Annotated in this window: 16 protein-coding genes, 1 tRNA gene and 1 pseudogene; 5 read left to right on the forward strand and 13 right to left on the reverse strand. The window is 67.2% G+C overall.

The window, feature by feature from the left end; translation table 11 throughout:
• Nucleotides 1-28: 28 nt before the first annotated feature.
• The 6 genes and pseudogenes from AB0L97_RS17375 to AB0L97_RS17400 all read right to left on the reverse strand — a co-directional run bounded on the left by AB0L97_RS17375 (nt 29) and on the right by AB0L97_RS17400 (nt 6,431).
• Nucleotides 29-724 (reverse strand): ABC transporter ATP-binding protein, encoded by a 696-nt coding sequence (locus AB0L97_RS17375; protein WP_245562527.1) that lies wholly within the window; start codon nt 722-724, stop codon nt 29-31.
• 174 nt (nt 725-898) lie between these two features.
• Nucleotides 899-1,843: pseudogene (locus tag AB0L97_RS17380) on the reverse strand (ABC transporter ATP-binding protein); the annotation flags it as partial.
• The gene (locus AB0L97_RS17385) at nt 1,840-3,258 is read right to left on the reverse strand and encodes a branched-chain amino acid ABC transporter permease (protein ID WP_355078247.1); all 1,419 of its coding nucleotides are present in this window, start codon (nt 3,256-3,258) and stop codon (nt 1,840-1,842) included. The pseudogene AB0L97_RS17380 and the gene AB0L97_RS17385, both read right to left, overlap by 4 nt.
• A complete protein-coding gene (locus AB0L97_RS17390) occupies nt 3,255-4,292 on the reverse strand; it encodes a branched-chain amino acid ABC transporter permease (protein ID WP_355078248.1) in 1,038 nt (345 codons plus the stop codon). Before AB0L97_RS17390 ends, AB0L97_RS17385 begins: the two co-directional genes overlap by 4 nt.
• Before the next feature lie 93 nt (nt 4,293-4,385).
• Nucleotides 4,386-5,585 carry a branched-chain amino acid ABC transporter substrate-binding protein gene (locus tag AB0L97_RS17395; protein WP_355078345.1) on the reverse strand — a complete coding sequence of 400 codons (1,200 nt, stop codon included), beginning with the start codon at nt 5,583-5,585 and terminating at the stop codon, nt 4,386-4,388.
• A 228-nt stretch (nt 5,586-5,813) separates the two neighbouring features.
• Nucleotides 5,814-6,431 (reverse strand): ANTAR domain-containing response regulator, encoded by a 618-nt coding sequence (locus AB0L97_RS17400; protein ID WP_039797267.1) that lies wholly within the window; start codon nt 6,429-6,431, stop codon nt 5,814-5,816.
• Between the two features lie 224 nt (nt 6,432-6,655).
• Between AB0L97_RS17400 and AB0L97_RS17405 the strand changes: the two genes are divergently transcribed.
• Nucleotides 6,656-6,742 (forward strand) — tRNA-Leu (locus AB0L97_RS17405).
• A 106-nt stretch (nt 6,743-6,848) separates the two neighbouring features.
• On the opposite strand, the gene AB0L97_RS17410 is transcribed toward AB0L97_RS17405, so the two are convergent.
• Entirely contained in the window at nt 6,849-7,250 is a 402-nt protein-coding gene (locus AB0L97_RS17410) for a MerR family transcriptional regulator (protein WP_364430427.1), read from the reverse strand.
• A gap of 93 nt (nt 7,251-7,343) precedes the next feature.
• On the opposite strand from AB0L97_RS17410, the gene AB0L97_RS17415 reads away from it, so the two are divergent.
• From AB0L97_RS17415 to AB0L97_RS17430, 4 genes are all read left to right on the forward strand, one after another.
• On the forward strand, nt 7,344-8,129 hold the full coding sequence (locus AB0L97_RS17415) for an amidohydrolase family protein (RefSeq protein WP_364430430.1): 786 nt from the start codon (nt 7,344-7,346) through the stop codon (nt 8,127-8,129).
• A 224-nt stretch (nt 8,130-8,353) separates the two neighbouring features.
• Nucleotides 8,354-8,866 carry a DUF4188 domain-containing protein gene (locus AB0L97_RS17420; RefSeq protein WP_364430433.1) on the forward strand — a complete coding sequence of 171 codons (513 nt, stop codon included), beginning with the start codon at nt 8,354-8,356 and terminating at the stop codon, nt 8,864-8,866.
• A gap of 245 nt (nt 8,867-9,111) precedes the next feature.
• Nucleotides 9,112-9,732: a low molecular weight phosphatase family protein gene (locus AB0L97_RS17425; RefSeq protein ID WP_355078252.1), complete on the forward strand. Its 621-nt coding sequence runs from the start codon at nt 9,112-9,114 to the stop codon at nt 9,730-9,732.
• Nucleotides 9,733-9,924: 192 nt separating this feature from the next.
• Nucleotides 9,925-10,311, forward strand: coding sequence for a hypothetical protein (locus AB0L97_RS17430; protein WP_364430437.1), 387 nt, complete (start codon nt 9,925-9,927; stop codon nt 10,309-10,311).
• 9 nt (nt 10,312-10,320) lie between these two features.
• Here AB0L97_RS17430 and AB0L97_RS17435 read toward each other — a convergent pair whose 3' ends face one another.
• The 6 genes from AB0L97_RS17435 to lgt all read right to left on the reverse strand — a co-directional run bounded on the left by AB0L97_RS17435 (nt 10,321) and on the right by lgt (nt 16,219).
• Entirely contained in the window at nt 10,321-11,133 is an 813-nt protein-coding gene (locus AB0L97_RS17435) for an acyl-CoA thioesterase II (RefSeq protein ID WP_355078346.1), read from the reverse strand.
• Between the two features lie 92 nt (nt 11,134-11,225).
• Complete coding sequence (gene pyk / locus AB0L97_RS17440; protein WP_355078254.1) at nt 11,226-12,644, reverse strand: pyruvate kinase; 1,419 nt, start codon at nt 12,642-12,644, stop codon at nt 11,226-11,228.
• Between the two features lie 103 nt (nt 12,645-12,747).
• Entirely contained in the window at nt 12,748-13,416 is a 669-nt protein-coding gene (locus AB0L97_RS17445; protein ID WP_355078255.1) for an amino acid ABC transporter permease, read from the reverse strand.
• A 12-nt stretch (nt 13,417-13,428) separates the two neighbouring features.
• Nucleotides 13,429-14,154: an amino acid ABC transporter substrate-binding protein gene (locus AB0L97_RS17450; protein ID WP_356967892.1), complete on the reverse strand. Its 726-nt coding sequence runs from the start codon at nt 14,152-14,154 to the stop codon at nt 13,429-13,431.
• Nucleotides 14,155-14,365: 211 nt separating this feature from the next.
• Nucleotides 14,366-14,863 (reverse strand): NINE protein, encoded by a 498-nt coding sequence (locus AB0L97_RS17455; RefSeq protein ID WP_364430442.1) that lies wholly within the window; start codon nt 14,861-14,863, stop codon nt 14,366-14,368.
• 231 nt (nt 14,864-15,094) lie between these two features.
• Complete coding sequence (gene lgt, locus AB0L97_RS17460) at nt 15,095-16,219, reverse strand: prolipoprotein diacylglyceryl transferase (protein ID WP_364430445.1); 1,125 nt, start codon at nt 16,217-16,219, stop codon at nt 15,095-15,097.
• Nucleotides 16,220-16,292 lie beyond the last annotated feature (73 nt).

The raw sequence follows: 16,292 nt of genomic DNA on the forward strand, positions 1-16,292 counted from the left end.
CATGGCCGCAGCGAAGGCGGAGGTACGCCTAGCCCACGCCGAGATACGCCGATTTCACCGCGGGATCGGTGAGCAATTCCGCGCCGCGGCCGGTCTTGGTGACCTCACCGGTCTCCATGATGTAGGCGCGGTCGCTGCGGGCCAGCGCCTGCTGTGCGTTCTGCTCCACCAGCAGCACCGTGGTGCCCTGCTGGTTGATCTCGCCGATGATCCGGAAGATCTGCTGGATCACCATGGGCGCCAACCCCATCGACGGTTCGTCGAGCAGCAGCAGCCGCGGCCGCGCCATCAGCGCGCGGGCGATGGCCAGCATCTGCTGCTCACCGCCGGAGAGCGTGCCGCCGACCTGCTTGCGCCGCTCCAGCAACCGGGGAAAGAGCTCGAACACCCACTCCAAGGTCCGGTCGTACTCAGCCTTCTGCTTGAAACCTCTTCCGTAGCAACCCATGTCGAGGTTTTCCTGCACCGTCATGCCGGGGAAGACGCCCCGGCCCTCCGGCGCTTGGATCAACCCGTGCAGCACCCGCTCGTGCGCCTTCATCTGGGTGATGTCGCGACCCTCGAACAGGATCCGGCCACGCGTCAACGGCAGCAGTCCCGACATCGCGCGCATCGTGGTCGTCTTGCCCGCGCCGTTGGCGCCGAGCAGGGTGACCAGCTCGCCCTCCGCGACGGTCAGCGAGATCCCGTGCAGCGCTTGGATCCTGCCGTAGTTGACGACCATGCCCTCGACTTCGAGCAGCGGTGTGCCCGCTGCGGTCTCGCGTGCCGTCTCCGCCACCGGCTCGGTGGCCGCGGCCTTGGCGAGCGGCACCGCCTCCGGCTCGGGCCCGGACGGCGCGACATCCCCGGACGCGCCGTCTTCGCCCGTGGCGGAGCCGGTTTCGACCGCTTCGGCGTCCGGCACGCCGAGATACGCGGCGATCACGGCGGGGTCGTCCTTGATGTCCCCGGGGAGCCCGTCGGCGATCTTGCGGCCGAACTCCAGCACCACGATCCGGTCGGTCACGCCCATCACCAGCCGCATGTCGTGCTCGATGAGCAGCACGGTGAACCCGTCGTCGCGGATCTTGCGGATCAGGTCCATGAGCGCGGACTTCTCGCTCGGATTGAACCCGGCCGCTGGCTCGTCCAGGCACAGCAGCTTCGGCTCGGTGGCCAGCGCGCGGGCGATCTCCAGGCGACGCTGGTCGCCGTAGGACAGGTTGCGCGCCTTCTCCACCGCGCGCGGAGCGATCCCGACGAACTCCAGCAGCGCCATACCGCGCTCGATGGCGTCGCGTTCCTCGCGCCGATGCCGCGGCGTCCGGAACACCGCGCCCGGCACCGAGGTCTTGTGCCGCGCGTCGGTGCCGACCACGACGTTCTCCAGCGCGGTCATCTCACCGAACAGGCGCACGTTCTGGAACGTGCGGGCGATGCCGAGGCGAGTGATCGCGTTGCGTTTGGTCTTGGTCAGCGGTTTGCCGTCGAAGTAGACCAGTCCGGAGGCGGGTTGGTAGACGCCGGTGATCGCGTTGAAGCACGTGGTCTTGCCGGCGCCGTTGGGTCCGATGAGACCGAGGATCTCGCCGCGGCGGATCTCGAAGCTCACCTGGTCCAGCGCGGTGAGCCCGCCGAACTGCACCGTGAGGCCCTCGGTCCGCAGCAGCGGCGCACCCACCGCGGTCTCGATCTCGCGGCGCGGGGCGACCACTTCCGCCACGGCCTCCGCGTCGGCGAGTTCCGGGATCACCTGGGTGACGTCGACCGTGCCCGCGGACTCGGCCTGTGGCTCGGCAGCGTAGCCCGCGGCCATGTCCTCGTTGTCGAACAGCGCGTCGCCCGCACCCGGCCCGGTCATCGGCCCGCTCCGATCGGCTCGACGGGGGCCGGTCTGCGCACGGCCTGGTACACCTGCCTGCCGTAGGTGAGCAGCTTCTGCCGCACCGGGAACAGACCCTGCGGACGCAGAATCATCATCACCACCAACGCGATGCCGAAGTACAGATATTTGAGGTCGCCCAGCGACTGCGCGCCGCCCTTGCGGAACAGCAGCACACTGCCGAGCAGCAGCAATGCCAGCACGCCGGTCACCACCATCGCGGTGATCACGCCGCGCCGCGGCCATACGCTCAGCCGGCCCGACCACAGCCGCCACGCGACGATCAGCGCGACGAACACCGCGACATCGATCGCCAGCAGGACGTACCCGGTCGACTCGTTGCTCACCAGGTTCACCGACTGCAACCTTGCGGGCAGATAGGCGATCACGAACGCGCCGAAGATCACCCCGAGCTTGTTGCCTTGCCCGCCGATGACCACCGCGCACAGGAACAGCATCGAGTTGATGATGTTGAACCCGGTGGGATTGATGAACTGCACCTGTCCGGCGTAGATCGCGCCGGACATGCCGCCCACCGCGGCGCCGATCATGAACGCCCACAGCTTGAACTTGAACGTCGGCACGCCCATGATCTCGGCCGCGTCCTCGTCCTCGCGGATGGCGACCCAAGCGCGGCCGACGCGGCTGCGCTCCAGGTTCCCGACCAAGAGCAGCACGATCACCACCAGCACCATGCCGAGCCAGTACCAATAGGTGCCGTAGCCGGCGCGGTCGAGCAGGTCGGCGCTGTCCGGGTTGCCGCTGTTGCCGCCGGAGAACACGCCTTCCGGTCTGCTCGCGGACTCGCCGACGTGCGGGTACGCGACACCCGACAGGCCGAGGCTGCCGTTGGTGATCTCGGTGAGGTTCTCCGCGAGCAACCGGACGATCTCACCGAAGCCGAGCGTCACGATCGCCAGGTAGTCGCCGCGCAGGCGCAGCGTCGGCGAACCGAGGATCAGACCGGACACCGCGGTCACCGCGACCGCGATCGGCAGGCACGCCAGCCAGGCCCATTTCGGATCGAGCCAGCCGCCGTCGGTCTGGTTCCACGGGCTGTTGGGGCTGGTGAGCAGGCCGACGGTGTAGGCGCCGACCGCGTAGAAGCCGACGTAGCCGAGATCGAGCAGGCCCGCCTGCCCGACCACGACATTGAGGCCGATGGCCAGCAGCGCGTACATCGCGACCTGCGCCATCACCAGGCCGAAATTGTAGGAAGGGGTGTTCAGCAGCGGCGGCGGGAACAGCGGGAGCAAGGCGAGCAGGAGCAGGATCGGGACGCCGACGCCCCACTGCGCGGGCCTGCTCAAGCCGTCCCACCAGGTCCGGATCGCGTCCCCGAGGCCGCGGCGCGCGGGGTCCGGCGTGGACGCCGTCGTAGTCGTGTCGGTCATGCGCGCGCCCTTCCGAGACTCTCGCCGAGGATGCCCGTCGGGCGAACCATCAGCACCAGAACGAGCACCACGAACGCGACCACGTCACGCCACTCGGTGCCGAACAGCATCTGGCCGTACTGCTCCACCACGCCGAGCACCAGACCGCCCAGCAGCGCGCCGCGCAGGTTGCCGATGCCGCCGAGCACCGCGGCGCTGAACGCCTTGATACCGAGGATGAATCCGCCGGAGTAGATGATCCCGTTCGGGATCTTCAGCGTGTACAGCATCGCCGCCGCGCCCGCGAGCACACCGCCGATGAGGAAGGTCAGCATGATGACCCGCTCCCGCGAAACGCCCATCAACGTCGCGGTGTCGGGATCCTGCGCCACGGCGCGGATACCGCGCCCGAACTTGGTCCGGTTGATCAGGACCTCGGTGACGATCGCCAGCGCCACGGCCGCGATCACGATGAGCAGCATGATGTTGGTGACGTCCGCGCCGCCGAAACTGAACTGCACGGTGGGCTCGACGAGCCGGATGGCCTGCTGCGCGTTGGTGCCGCCGAGATCGGGGCGGATCTTCGGCAGCACGAAGTGCACCAGTTCCTGGAGGACGAACGACATGCCGATCGCGGTGATCAGGAAGGCCAGCGGTTTGGCGCCGCGCTTGCGCAGCGGACGATAGGCCACCCGCTCCAATCCGACGGCCGCGCCTCCGGATACGAGCATGCCCACCACCATCGCCAAGCCCAGGTACACGACCGTGAGCGCCACGCCCTGGGTGTAGGCGTCGGGGCCTGCCGTGAATCCGAAGATCATCAATCCGATCAACTGGCCGAACAACCCGAGCATGAAAATTTCCGAATGGGCGAAATTGATCAGCCGCAATACGCCGTACACCAAGGTGTAGCCCACGGCGACCAAGGCATAGATGGCGCCATAGGTCACGCCGTCGACGGTCAGCCGCCAGAAATTATCGATCAGGCCCTCGTAGTTGAAGTCGACCGAGCCGGCCGCGAGTTGTACCCCGGCGGCCAATGCCGTTTGTTTCATTTATTTCTGCCCTCATCCATTCGCCCACCGAACAACGGCACGTACGGGGATTCGTCCGAATCCCCGTACGTGCCGTGCGCCCGGGATCCCGGGCTACTTGACCTCGTACACCCAGATCAGCGCGTTCGACAGTTCACCGTTCGGGTTCCACTTGTACTGACGCGCGAGGCCGGCACCGTCGTACGTCCGCACATAGTCGAGCAGGTCCGGGCGGGTGACCTTCCCGCCGTCGATGCCCTTGGCCAGGATCGTGGTGAGGTCGTAGGCCTCGACCGAGTAGACGCCCGGCGCCTGACCGTTGAGCGCCTCGTAGTCCTTGGCGAACTTCTCCGGGGCGGGACCGCACGGGCACGACAGCTTCGCGCCCTTGGCCGCGCTGCCCGCCTGGGCGACGAACTGCGGGTCGTTGGTGCCGTCGGCGGAGACGAAGACCGCCTTCACGCCACCGGACTTCAACTGCTGGGCCAGCGGCGCGGCCTCGGAGTAGTAGCCGGAGTAGAAGATGGCGTCCGGATTCGCCGCCGCCACCTTGGTGACCGTCGCGGAGAAGTCCTTGTCGCCCTTCTTGATGCTGGCCGCGCACGCCGGGTCGGCGGCGGCGCCGAGGCCTTCGGTGATGGACTTCGCCAGGCCGGTGCCGTAGTCGGTGTTGTCCTGGATGACGCAGACCTTCTTGTAGCCGGCACTGTTGACCAGGTACTTCGCCACCGAGGGACCCTGCACGTCGTCGTTGGCCAGACCGCGGAAGAAGGTGGTCCAGCCGTTCTGGGTCAGCGTCGCGTTGGTCGCCGACGAAGTGACCGAGACCAGGCCCGCGTCGCTGAGGATCTTGCCGGTCGCCTTCGTCTCACCGGAGAAGGCGGGACCGACCAGGCCGATGATCGAGCGGTCGTTGACGATCTGCGGGATCACCTGGGTGGCCTTCTGCGGGTCGCCCTCGGTGTCGAACTGCTTGAGCTCGATCTTGCAGCCGGGGTTGGCCTTGTTGTGCTTGTCCAGGGCCAGCTTGACGCCGTTGACGATGTTGATGCCGAGCGCGGCGTCGGGGCCGGTCAGCGCGCCCGCCATCGCGATGGCCGTGCCCGGCGCGCAGGTCGCCTTGCCGTCGCCCGCGGGATCGGCCGCCGTGGCCGCGTCGGCCTTCGGCACTTCCTTGCCCTGCTGGTCGACCTGCAGAACCGGCTGGATGGAGAGGCCGCCCGCCCCGCTGGTACCCGAGGAATCCGAACCGCTGCTGGTGGATTTGTCGCTACAACCCGTCAGCACCAGCGCGGCGGCGGCGCCGACGGCCAGAACAGCTCGCGTCGAGCGACTGCGCCATGTCGAACTAAGCACGTTTCACCTCATCTAAGTTCTGTGCTCCCCCGGGATCGCCGAGGAGGCCGACTCACATCAGCCCGGTCAGAACATAGCGTCGGTACGTTAGTTCCGCATCACATTCGGATCATGCGCGCGACATCGTTTCGAATTCTTGTTCACGACTACGTTTCGTTCGCGTAAATTTTCCCGCGAACGGCGCCGTCACTTCGGTGTCAGGTTCTCCAGCACTACCTCGGCGACCGCCTTCATCGTCGTGCGGCGGTCCATTGCGGTGCGCTGAATCCACTTGAACGCCTGCGGCTCCGAAAGGCCCTGCGTCTGCATCAGCACACCCTTGGCACGCTCAACCAGTTTGCGCGTCTCGAGTCGCTCGGCGAGATTCGCGACCTCGCTCTCCAGCGCGGTGATCTCGTGGAAGCGACTGGCGGCCAATTCGATGGCGGGCACCAGATCCGATTTCGTGAACGGCTTCACCAGGTAGGCCATCGCACCCGCGTCACGGGCCCGCTCCACCAGATCGCGCTGGCTGAACGCGGTCAGGATGACCACCGGGGCAACGCGTTTCGACGCGATCTCCGCCGCCGCGTCGATCCCGTCACGGCGCGGCATCTTCACGTCCATGATGACCAGATCGGGCCGGTGCTCGACGGCGAGGTCCACCGCCTGCTGGCCGTCACCCGCCTCGCCGACCACCTGATAGCCCTCTTCGGTCAGCATCTCGACCAGATCCATGCGAATGAGCGCCTCGTCCTCGGCGACGACGACCCGCTTCGCCCCGGCGTCCTTCTTGGTGCCGGCGCCCCCAGCTGCTGTGCTCATAGGTAGACCCCTCTGGTTCCGATGCCCTGTACCCGACCCAACCAAAGGAAAGCCGCGCTCGCACGGGGCGAGCTCCGGCCATCCTTCGGGCTGTCGAGTGATGTAAAGAGTACCTTTCACTTCGGCATAGAACGCATATACCCTGCGCAAACCGCGCCTCCGCGCCGTTCGGGCCAACCCATTTCCGTCCACGCCACCCGACCCGCTATAGTTCCACCCGGTGCGCCGAGTTGGCGGAACTGGCAGACGCGACGGTCTCAAAAACCGTTGTCCGAAAGGACGTGTGGGTTCGAGTCCCACACTCGGCACCAAGGTGGAACGCGATCTCTGCGATTGCCACTCCCTGATCCCGTCACGCGGCCCCCGCCGAGCGCAAGCGCGGTGCCACACCACGTGATGCCACGGCCACGCCTCCGCCTAAACGTCCGGCGTCGTTGGCTGCCGCAGCTTCGGCCGTGGTTGCCGTGCTTCGGCGTCTTCGGCGGTTCTGATCACCTCGCGAAGGGTTTCCCGGGCCTGCGCCAGGTCGGTCGCACGGTGATCGAGCCGGACCAGCTGAGTGCGTAACTTGTCCAGCACGCCGGGGCAAGGACGCAGGGAGCCCTCGTCCAGAGCGCAGGGCAGCACTTGTCGAACCAAGCGCGTCGACAGGCCCGCGGCCAGTAAGGCCCGGATCTGCCGGACGGTCTGTTCCGCGGTGCGGTCGTAGTCGCGGTAGCCATTGGCCTGCCGCTGCGGTGTGAGCAAACCGGCGTGCTCGTAGTAGCGCAGCTGACGTTCGCTGGCGCCGGTGCGTTCGGCCAATTCTCCGATCAACATGCGACGTCACTCCCGATCTCTTGACCTTGCACTGCGTCAACCTTCAACACTGCACCCGCGGCCCTATTCCTCGAACGCCACGGGAGGCATCCCTTGATCATCGACGCGCACAGCCATGTTCACGACCCGGTGCGGACTCATATCGAACTCATGGACGAAGCGGGAGTGGACCGGGCGGTGCTGTTCGCCACACGTCCGCATCCGGAACGGGCGACCGATCTCGTGTCGCTCCGAAACGAGATGAGCGCTTTGACCGCCGCCCTCGACGGGCGCGGGAAAGACGCCGACAGCTACCGCCTGGCGTGGCAGGAACTCGACGCGGCGCTCGCGGCATATCCCGATCGTTTCATCGGCTTCGGCACGGTGCGGCTCGATCTGCCCGCGTCGGAGATCGCCGAGTACGTGTACCGCGAGGTGGTCGGCCGAGGCCTGCGCGGCATCGGCGAACTGACACCACAGCCCGACAACGCGGCGCGGATCGAACCGGTCCTGCGAGCCGCCGCCGACCACGGGGGCCTTCCGGTGGTGGTCCATGGATTCGCCCCGACCACGGCCCGGGACTTGAGAACTCTGGCGGACCTCGCACGTCGGCATTCGACCGTTCCACTGATCATCAGCCAGATGGGCGGGCTCAACTGGCTGTCAGCCATCGAATTGGTCCGTGAAATTCCGAACATGTACCTCGAACTGTCCACCGCCAACGTCATATTCGCTGTTCGGCTCGCGATCGACGAAATTCCCGACCGTACTCTGTTCGGCTCGGACGCCCCCTACGGCGACCCTTTCCTGGCCCGCGCGACGGTGGAACGCGTCACCGCTTCGGGCGAAGTGCGGGAACGCGTGCTCGGCGGAACCATCGCCCGGCTACTGGAACTCTGACACCGACCGGTCACTGCGATGGCCACCGCCGACACCCGCCGAAGCCGTGATCGACACGCCCCGGCCACTGTCGCAGCCAACCGTGTACCAGCGGATGGCGATGGGTACTCGACGGCCGGGGCGATATCGCGGATGGCGAGCATGCGTCCTCATCGAACCGATCCGAGTGTCGAATCGTTGTCCCTGTGGCGGCATTCGACATCCGGGGCCAGCGGAGGTATGCGATGCGAGTGAACAGGACCACCGTGGATCTGTCGGAGTATCCGGATCTGGTGGTCATCTATATCGGCATGCGGGTGCGGCGGCCTCGAGGGATGCTGCGGTTGCTCGGGCTGGGGCCGAAACTCTATCGCTCGCACAAGGATCGTCCGGACGGGTTGCTGCTGCACGAAGATCTCGTGTGGGCGCTGTTCCCGCCGCATTGGGGCGCACGGCAGTACTGGCGTGATCTCGAGAGCCTCGAAGCCTGGACCCGGACGGCGCCACATCGGGACTGGTGGCGGGAGTTCCTGCGCGACTCCGGCGGCACCGGCTTCTGGCACGAGGCGTACTTCGCTCGTGGCGGCATCGATGCCATGTACGACGACATGGACCCCGCGACAGGACTCGCGCGGTTCGCGCCCGTGGTCGCCTCGCGCGGTCAGCGCTTCTCCACTCGCGGTCGGGTCCAGGGCAGACCGGCCGGGGTCGAGCCCGTGGTGAGCGAAAACGTCTACTACGGCAGCGAATCCGAGTAGTCTGCGCGCGCTGTCATATCACGAAGCAATCACAATGCAGCGTTTGAATGCCTGCGCGCCGGGGTACAGCAAGAAGGAGAATCGGACAGCGCCACTCCTCGGAGTGACGTACGTCGCAGGCCAGAGGCCGGAAGCGGCGTACTTCGTGTACGGCGCGCTACGAGCAGATGAATATGTTGTTCCCACATGTGGGACTAACGACTCATGCCCTTCTGATAGCCTCTGCGCCGTTTATCGTTATCGGTATGCACGTCTTGTTCGTCTGCAACGGCAACGTTTGCCGTTCGGTGATCGCCGAGCGGCTCACGCGCGCCCTCGCGGTCGAACACGATCTCCCCTACCTCACCGCCGAAAGCGCGGGAACCCGTGCGCTGGTGGGATTTCCCGTCGAGCCACTGGCCGCGCAGACCATCACCGGGCTCGGCGCCGACGCGAGCAACTTCCGGGCACGTCGCCTGAAGCCGGAGCTGGTCGACAAGGCCGACCTGGTGCTCACGATGACCGAGCAGATCCGCGACCAGGTGGTCGACCTGGCTTTCGGCGCCGGAGCGCGCACCTTCACGCTGCTGGAGGCCCATCGCATCGCGCACGTCACCGGCGCGCGCACGGTCGCCGAATTGCACCGGGCGCGCAACGATCTGTCGCTGGTCGGCCGGGAGAACATCGCCGACCCGGTCGGGCTGTCCCCCCAGGCGTTCTGCGAGGTCGGCGACCGCATCGCCGAGGCGCTGGTGCCGCTGCTGCTCGCGCTCGCCCCGCACGAGCAGCCGCGCTGGCCGCACGACGAGCGCCGTGGACTGGTGATCCGCCCCGGCGGCGCACCGGCGCCGCTGGCGACATTCCTCGCCGCCCAACGCACCCGGTGACCGCAGGCGAAAACCGCACGCGACAGCGCACGCAGCCGTCGCGTATCGAACCTGTTATCAACGGGCTGTGTTCATTTCCGCATCGGACGCACTAAACTCCCGCCGGACAACACTCTCCGCCGTTGCTGGTTCGACACAGGACAGGAATCAGACATGCCGAAACGCATTTCGGATGTTTCGCTCCATGTTTATGTGACACCGGAAACTCTCGAACGCGTCGTCGACACCGTGCGCGAGGTGGTCGACGACCATCTCACCGACCGGGACGTGTTCGCCTGGCGCTTCACCCTGCCGGTCGACGCCGACGACCCGGCCCACGCGGCTCTCGAGAGCCGCTGCCCCGCGGATCCGCCCGGCGACCGCTCGGACCGTCGCAGCACCTACGAGATCGCGCTCAGTCTGGTCGGCGCACCCGACCAGCTGACCGACGACCATATGGCCGCACTGGAACGCCAACTGCTGCAGCGCATCTCAGGGCTGGCGCGAACCGAGCCGGGATCGGATATCCCGGTCTCGATCCGCGCATCGCAACGCACCGACGTCGATCTCGACATCGATCGCGATCTCGAACTGCTGTAACTCCGGACCTCAGCGCCGCGAGGGGAAGTGGCGGATGAGTCCCTCTTGCACCGTGGTGGCCAGCAGATCGCCGCTGCGGGAGTAGAAGCGGCCGGTCGCGAGGCCACGGGAGCCCGCGGCCACCGGCGATTCGGTGCAGTACAGCGCCCACTCGTCGAAACGGAACGGGCGGTGGAACCAGATCGAATGGTTGACCGTGGCCGCGACGATGCGGTCCAGACCCCACGACAGCCCGTGGGTGGTGATGATCGAGTCCAGCACCGTGGTGTCGGACGAGTAGCCCAGCGTCGCCACATGGATCAGCGGATCGTCGGGCAGCCTGCCGTCCGCGCGCATCCACACCCGGTTGTGGTTGAGCCGCTCCCCCGTGCCCTTCAGGATCCACGCCGGATCGTTGGTGTAGCGCATGTCGATCGGATGCGGCGCCTTGACGAACATCTCCAGCTTGTCCTCCAAGCCTTCGAAGCTCTCCTCGACCCGCGGCAGTGTCTCCGGGTCCGGCACCTCCGGCTGGGCGTGCGCGTGCTCGAGTCCCCTGCCCCAGTCCTGGAACGCGGCGAGCATGACGAACAGCTCCTGGCCGTCCTGGCTGGCGGTGACCGTGCGGTTGGCGAACGCCCGGCCGTCGCGATGACGGTCCACCCGGTACTCGATCGGCTTCTTCACATCGCCGCCGCGCACGAAGTGCGCGTTGACCGCGTGCACCGGCCGGTCGCCGACCGTGCGGCCCGCGGCGATGATCGCCTGCGAGACGAGCTGACCGCCGAAGGTACGGCTCCACACCTTCTCCGGGTGCTGGCCGACGAACACGTCCTCGTCCATCTGCTCGAGATCGAGCAGGGCAAGCAGCACATCCAGGTCGGAACGCTGCGTGCCGTCCGCGACGTCGACGGGGCTGCTCAGGGAAGCACTCACTAATGGTCCTCCTCACCGATTCGGTGAACGTGGATCAGGTTGGTGGAACCGACGGTACCGGGCGGCGACCCGGCGACGATGACCACCAGGTCACCCTTCTGGTATCGGTCCATCGACAAAAGTGCTACATCCACCTGGTGGATCATCGCGTCGGTGCTGCTCACGGTCGGCACGATGAAGGTCTCGGTGCCCCAGGTGAGCGCCAGCTGGCTGCGGACCTCCGGCAGCGGCGTGAACGCCAGCAGCGGCAGCGGGGTGTGCAGGCGGGCCAGGCGGCGCACCGTGTCGCCCGACTGGGTGAACGCGACCAGCGCCTTGGCGTTGAGCCGCTCGCCGATGTCGCGGGCGGCGTAGGAGATCACGCCGCGCTTGGTGCGCGGCACGTGGGTCAGCGGCGGCACCCGGGTCGACTCGGTCTCCACCGCGTGCACGATGCGCGCCATCGTGCGCACCGTCTCGATCGGGTACTTGCCCACCGAGGTCTCGCCCGACAGCATCACCGCGTCGGCGCCGTCGAGCACCGCGTTCGCGACGTCGGAGGCCTCGGCGCGGGTGGGGCGGGAGTTCTCGATCATCGATTCCAGCATCTGCGTGGCGACGATGACCGGCTTGGCATTCTCGCGGGCCATCTGGATGGCGCGCTTCTGCACGATCGGAACCTGCTCCAGGGGCAGCTCGACACCGAGATCGCCGCGCGCGACCATGACCGCGTCGAAGGCCAGGACGACGGCCTCCAGGTTGTCGATCGCCTCCGGCTTCTCCAGCTTGCCGATCACCGGCACCCGGCGGCCCACCCGGTCCATCACGTCGTGCACGAGCTCGACATCGGACGGGGACCGCACGAACGACAGCGCGATGAAGTCCACGCCGAGCTTCAGCGCGAATTCCAGGTCCTCGATGTCCTTCTCCGAGAGCGCGGGGACCGACACGTCCATGCCCGGCAGCGAGACGCCCTTGTTGTTGGAGACCGGCCCACCCTCGGTGACCCGGCAGACCACGTCGTTGCCATCGACGCGGGTGACGATGAGGCCGACCTTGCCGTCGTCGACCAGCAGGCGATCGCCGGGCTTGGCGTCCTGCGCGAGTTCCTTGTAGGTGGTGGACACGCGGTCGTGGGTCCCGTCGATGTCGTCGACGGTGATGCGGACCTCTTCACCCGTCGCCCAGACGGTCTTGCCTTCCAGAAAGCGGCCGAGGCGGATCTTGGGACCCTGCAGGTCGGCGAGAATGCCGACCGCCCGGCCGAGGTGGTCGGAGGCCTGACGCACCTTCTTGTAGTTCTCGGCATGGTCCGCGTGCTCGCCATGGCTGAAGTTCAGCCGAGCCACGTCCATGCCGCTCTCGACGAGTTCGCGGATACGGTCCTCGGTGGCAGTGGCCGGTCCGAGCGTGCACACAATCTTCGTCCGTCGCATCACGGGTAGAGCCTAGTCCCGCTCGGTGGGCAGGTCCCGCCGTGGCCATGGTGAATCCTTGGTGAAAAAAATGAACGACAGCTCCATAGCAGGTACAAACGGATATTCAGCGAGCGACATGACGGGCCAACCTCGTTTCCAGCCGGGTCTGCCCGAACCCGAGGATCAGGCAGATCACCCAGTAGTACAGCGCCGCGACTCCGTAGAGCGCGAAGAAGTCGAAAGTGGGGGCGGCGGCGAGCTGGGCGACGCGCAGCAGTTCGGTCACCAGGATGGTGGAGGCCAGTGAGGTGTCCTTCACCAAGGAGATCAAGGTGTTCGACAGCGGCGGCACGGCGATGCGCGCGGCCTGCGGCAGGATGACAAGCCGCAGCATCATCGGGTACGACATGCCGAGCGCCTGCGCCGCCTCCCATTGCCCCGTGGCGACGCTCAGGATGGCGGCGCGCACCACCTCGGCCGCGTACCCGCCGACATTGAGGCTGAACGCGATCACCGCGGCGGGAAAGGGGTCGATCACGATGTCGAACTGCGGCAGCGCGTAGAACACGATGAACAGCTGCACCAGCAGCGGTGTGCCGCGAATGAGGGAGATGTAGAAGCGGGCCGCCGCCGACAACGGCCGCACCGGCGACATCCTGGCCAGCGCGACGAACAACGCGAGCGCAAGGCCGATGGCGAAGCTGATGGCGGTGAGCGGAAGGGTCTTGGTGACGGTGGCCTGCAGCATCGGCCACAGGTTGTGCCAGATGAGGTCCCGGGTGGCGGCGTCCATGAACGATGTCGGCTACTGGCTGACGTCTGTCCCGAAATACTTCTCGGAGATCTTCGCCAAGGTGCCGTCGGCGCGCAGCTGGTTCAGCGCGTTGTCCACGTCGGTGATCAGGGCGTCGCCCTTGCGCGCGGCGAACGCCTGCTTGCTCACCGATCCGGTCCGGCCCGCGATCTTCACGCTGGTGTCGCCGGTCTTCTTGGTGTATTCGGCGACGGCGAGATTGTCGTTGACGGTGGCGTCCACGCGGCCGTTCTTCAGCAGCTGGATGGCCTGCACGAAACCTTCGACGGCCTCGACCTTCGCACCCGCGTCGGTGGCGACCTTGCTCCAGTTGCTGGTGGCCGACTGCGCGCAGGTCTTCCCGTTGAGATCGGCGAGGCCGGTGACGGCGTTGTTGTCGGCGCGGGTGACGATCACGCCCGCCGATGTGGTGTAGGGCGCCGACAGCGCGTACTTGACCGTGCGCTCGTCGTTCACGGTCACCTGGTTGGCCACCAGGTCGAAGCGCTTGGATTCCAGGCCCGCGAAGATGGCGTCCCACGGAGTCTGCACGAACTCGACCTTCTTGCCGAGCTTGGCACCGACCGCCTGGATCACCTCGACGTCGTAGCCGGTGAGCTTGCCGTCGGAGCCCTGGAAACTGAACGGGGAGTAGGTGCCCTCGGTGCCGACCTTCAGCACATTCGGGTCGCTGTCACCGCACGCGCTCAGTCCGGTGGCGGCGACGATGGCGAGCATGGCGGCGGCGAACAGCTTGCGACGCACGGAAATCCTCTCTTCGGTGCGTGGACCTCCACACACGGCACGCGAGTCCGGTCATGCTACGCCCGGACCCGTGCGCGCGACAGTATCGCGATCACCACGCTCGAAAAGGTTGTGCTCATTGATTTCGCCCGAACGACCGGGAGGCGGGTATCCCCACCTCCCGGCATAGTCGATACCGCGGCGGTCAGTCGCGCAGCGGACGGCCCTGCGAATCGGGGACCTTGCCGACCAAGATCATGACGCCGTCGATGAGACCCCAGATGCCGCCGAGACCACAGGTCAGGATCGTGACCACCAGCTGGGCGATGCCGAGGCCGGTGTACCCCAGGTAGAAGCGGCCGACACCGAAACTGCCGAGGAAGATCTGCAGCAGGCCCGCGACCAGTTTCTGCTTGTCCGACAGCGGAACACCGAACGGGTCGCGGCCCCAGGGCGCCTCCGGGTCGTTCGGGTTGTAGCCCTGCGGGCCGACCGGGTACGGCGCGGCCGGGTAGCCACCGGGCTGCTGGCCGTAGGCTCCGACGGGCTGGCCGTACTGGGGCTGCTGGCCGTAAGGGTCCGGCGGCGGGCTGTACTGCGGCTGGCTCTGTTCCTCCAGCGGCTTGGTCAGGTCAGGGCCGGTGCCCGGCGGGCCGTACTGCGGGCCCCCGGCGCCCGGATTCTGCTGGTAAGGGTCGGTCACTCATGTCCTCCTCATTAGTGCGGGCACCCTCTTGTCGGCCCCCGGCCTCACTGGATCGCCGAACCGCGGCTCGTCACGATCACGAGTCATTGTCACCGGGAACGACCGGGTTGTCGCCTCCGGAGCGTTCGGCGCTACCAGTGGTTATCGCGGCGGATCGCCCGATCGTTGCCGCCGAGCAGAGTCGAGGCCGCCCGCGACGGATCGGGCCGTCGCGGCGACCGGCGGCGATCAGCCCTTGTCCGACGCGGCCGTGCCGGAATTCGTTTTCGCCGAACCGTTTTCGGAGCCATCAGGATGTCCGCCCAGCTCGGCAGCGGACGTCCCGGTGCCGGCTGCGTCGGCGGCGGACCCGGCCTTCTCGAATTCGCCGGTACCCGAGGACTTCTCGGTCGGCGCCGCTGCGGCGGCACGCAGCGCGCGGAGCTGCCACGGCCACGGCCGGGGGCTCGCGCCGGGTTGCAACTGCTCGGGCGTCTCGCGTCCCTTGGTGGCGAACACGAAGTAGGCGATCGCGGCCAGGAACACGAGGGCGGAGGTGAACGAGTTGATCCGGATGCCCGCGATCTTCGTCGCCTCGTCGGCGCGCATCAGTTCGACGAAGAACCGTCCGAAGCAGTAGCCGGCGACGTACAGCGCGAACAGCCGTCCGTGACCGATCCGGAAACGCCGGTCCACGTACACCAGCAGCAGGACGACCAGCAGGTTCCACAGCAGCTCGTACAGGAAGGTGGGGTGCACGATCTTTTCGACCACGCCGGTGGAGCCGCCGTTCATCATGTCGAGCTGACCGTCGTCGCCCACCCGCCGGTAGATCTCCAGGCCCCACGGCAGGTCGGTCTCGCGCCCGTAGAGCTCTTGGTTGAAGTAGTTTCCGAGCCTGCCGATGGCCTGCGCCAGCAGGATCGGCGGCGCGACCGCGTCACCCAGAGCGGGCAACGGGATCTTGTATACCCGGCAGCCGATCCACGCTCCGATGCCGCCCAGCAGCACCGCACCCCAGATGCCGAGCCCGCCTTGGTAGATCTTCAGCGCGTCGACCGGGTGGCCGCCCGCGCCGAAGTATTTCTGCCAGTCGGTGGCCACGTGGTAGAGCCTGCCGCCGACCAGGCCGAACGGCACCGCGAACATCGCGACGTCCAGGATCGCGCCGGGCTGGCCGCCGCGAGCGCGCCAGCGCCGTTCGCCCCACCAGATCGCGACGATGATGCCGAGGATGATGCACAGGGCATACGCCCGCAGCGGGAACGGACCGAGCTGCCAGACGCCGCGCGCGGGGCTGGGGAGGTAGGCCAGCACGGCGCCGCTGACGCCGCCGTCGGCCAGGACACTGTCTGCGAGGACTCGTAACGTCACGGGGCCACCGTAGCGGAGATGCTCGACCGGCCCGCCACCACCGCACCGCCCTCGCCGCGTCGGGGTTCGCCGA

It is taken from the genome of Nocardia sp. NPDC051911, assembly GCF_040681035.1.
In the GTDB taxonomy this organism is placed as follows: domain Bacteria; phylum Actinomycetota; class Actinomycetes; order Mycobacteriales; family Mycobacteriaceae; genus Nocardia; species Nocardia sichangensis.

What these genes read in the sequence shown, in the direction of transcription:
- AB0L97_RS17375 (WP_245562527.1), bottom strand. Translation starts at nt 724, where the DNA reads ATGGTCGTCAACTACGGCAGGATCCAAGCGCTGCACGGGATCTCGCTG.
- AB0L97_RS17385 (WP_355078247.1), bottom strand. Translation starts at nt 3,258, where the DNA reads ATGACCGACACGACTACGACGGCGTCCACGCCGGACCCCGCGCGCCGC.
- AB0L97_RS17390 (WP_355078248.1), bottom strand. Translation starts at nt 4,292, where the DNA reads ATGAAACAAACGGCATTGGCCGCCGGGGTACAACTCGCGGCCGGCTCG.
- AB0L97_RS17400 (WP_039797267.1), bottom strand. Translation starts at nt 6,431, where the DNA reads ATGAGCACAGCAGCTGGGGGCGCCGGCACCAAGAAGGACGCCGGGGCG.
- AB0L97_RS17410 (WP_364430427.1), bottom strand. Translation starts at nt 7,250, where the DNA reads ATGTTGATCGGAGAATTGGCCGAACGCACCGGCGCCAGCGAACGTCAG.
- AB0L97_RS17420 (WP_364430433.1), top strand. Translation starts at nt 8,354, where the DNA reads ATGCGAGTGAACAGGACCACCGTGGATCTGTCGGAGTATCCGGATCTG.
- AB0L97_RS17425 (WP_355078252.1), top strand. Translation starts at nt 9,112, where the DNA reads ATGCACGTCTTGTTCGTCTGCAACGGCAACGTTTGCCGTTCGGTGATC.
- AB0L97_RS17435 (WP_355078346.1), bottom strand. Translation starts at nt 11,133, where the DNA reads ATGGACGAGGACGTGTTCGTCGGCCAGCACCCGGAGAAGGTGTGGAGC.
- AB0L97_RS17445 (WP_355078255.1), bottom strand. Translation starts at nt 13,416, where the DNA reads ATGGACGCCGCCACCCGGGACCTCATCTGGCACAACCTGTGGCCGATG.
- AB0L97_RS17450 (WP_356967892.1), bottom strand. Translation starts at nt 14,154, where the DNA reads ATGCTCGCCATCGTCGCCGCCACCGGACTGAGCGCGTGCGGTGACAGC.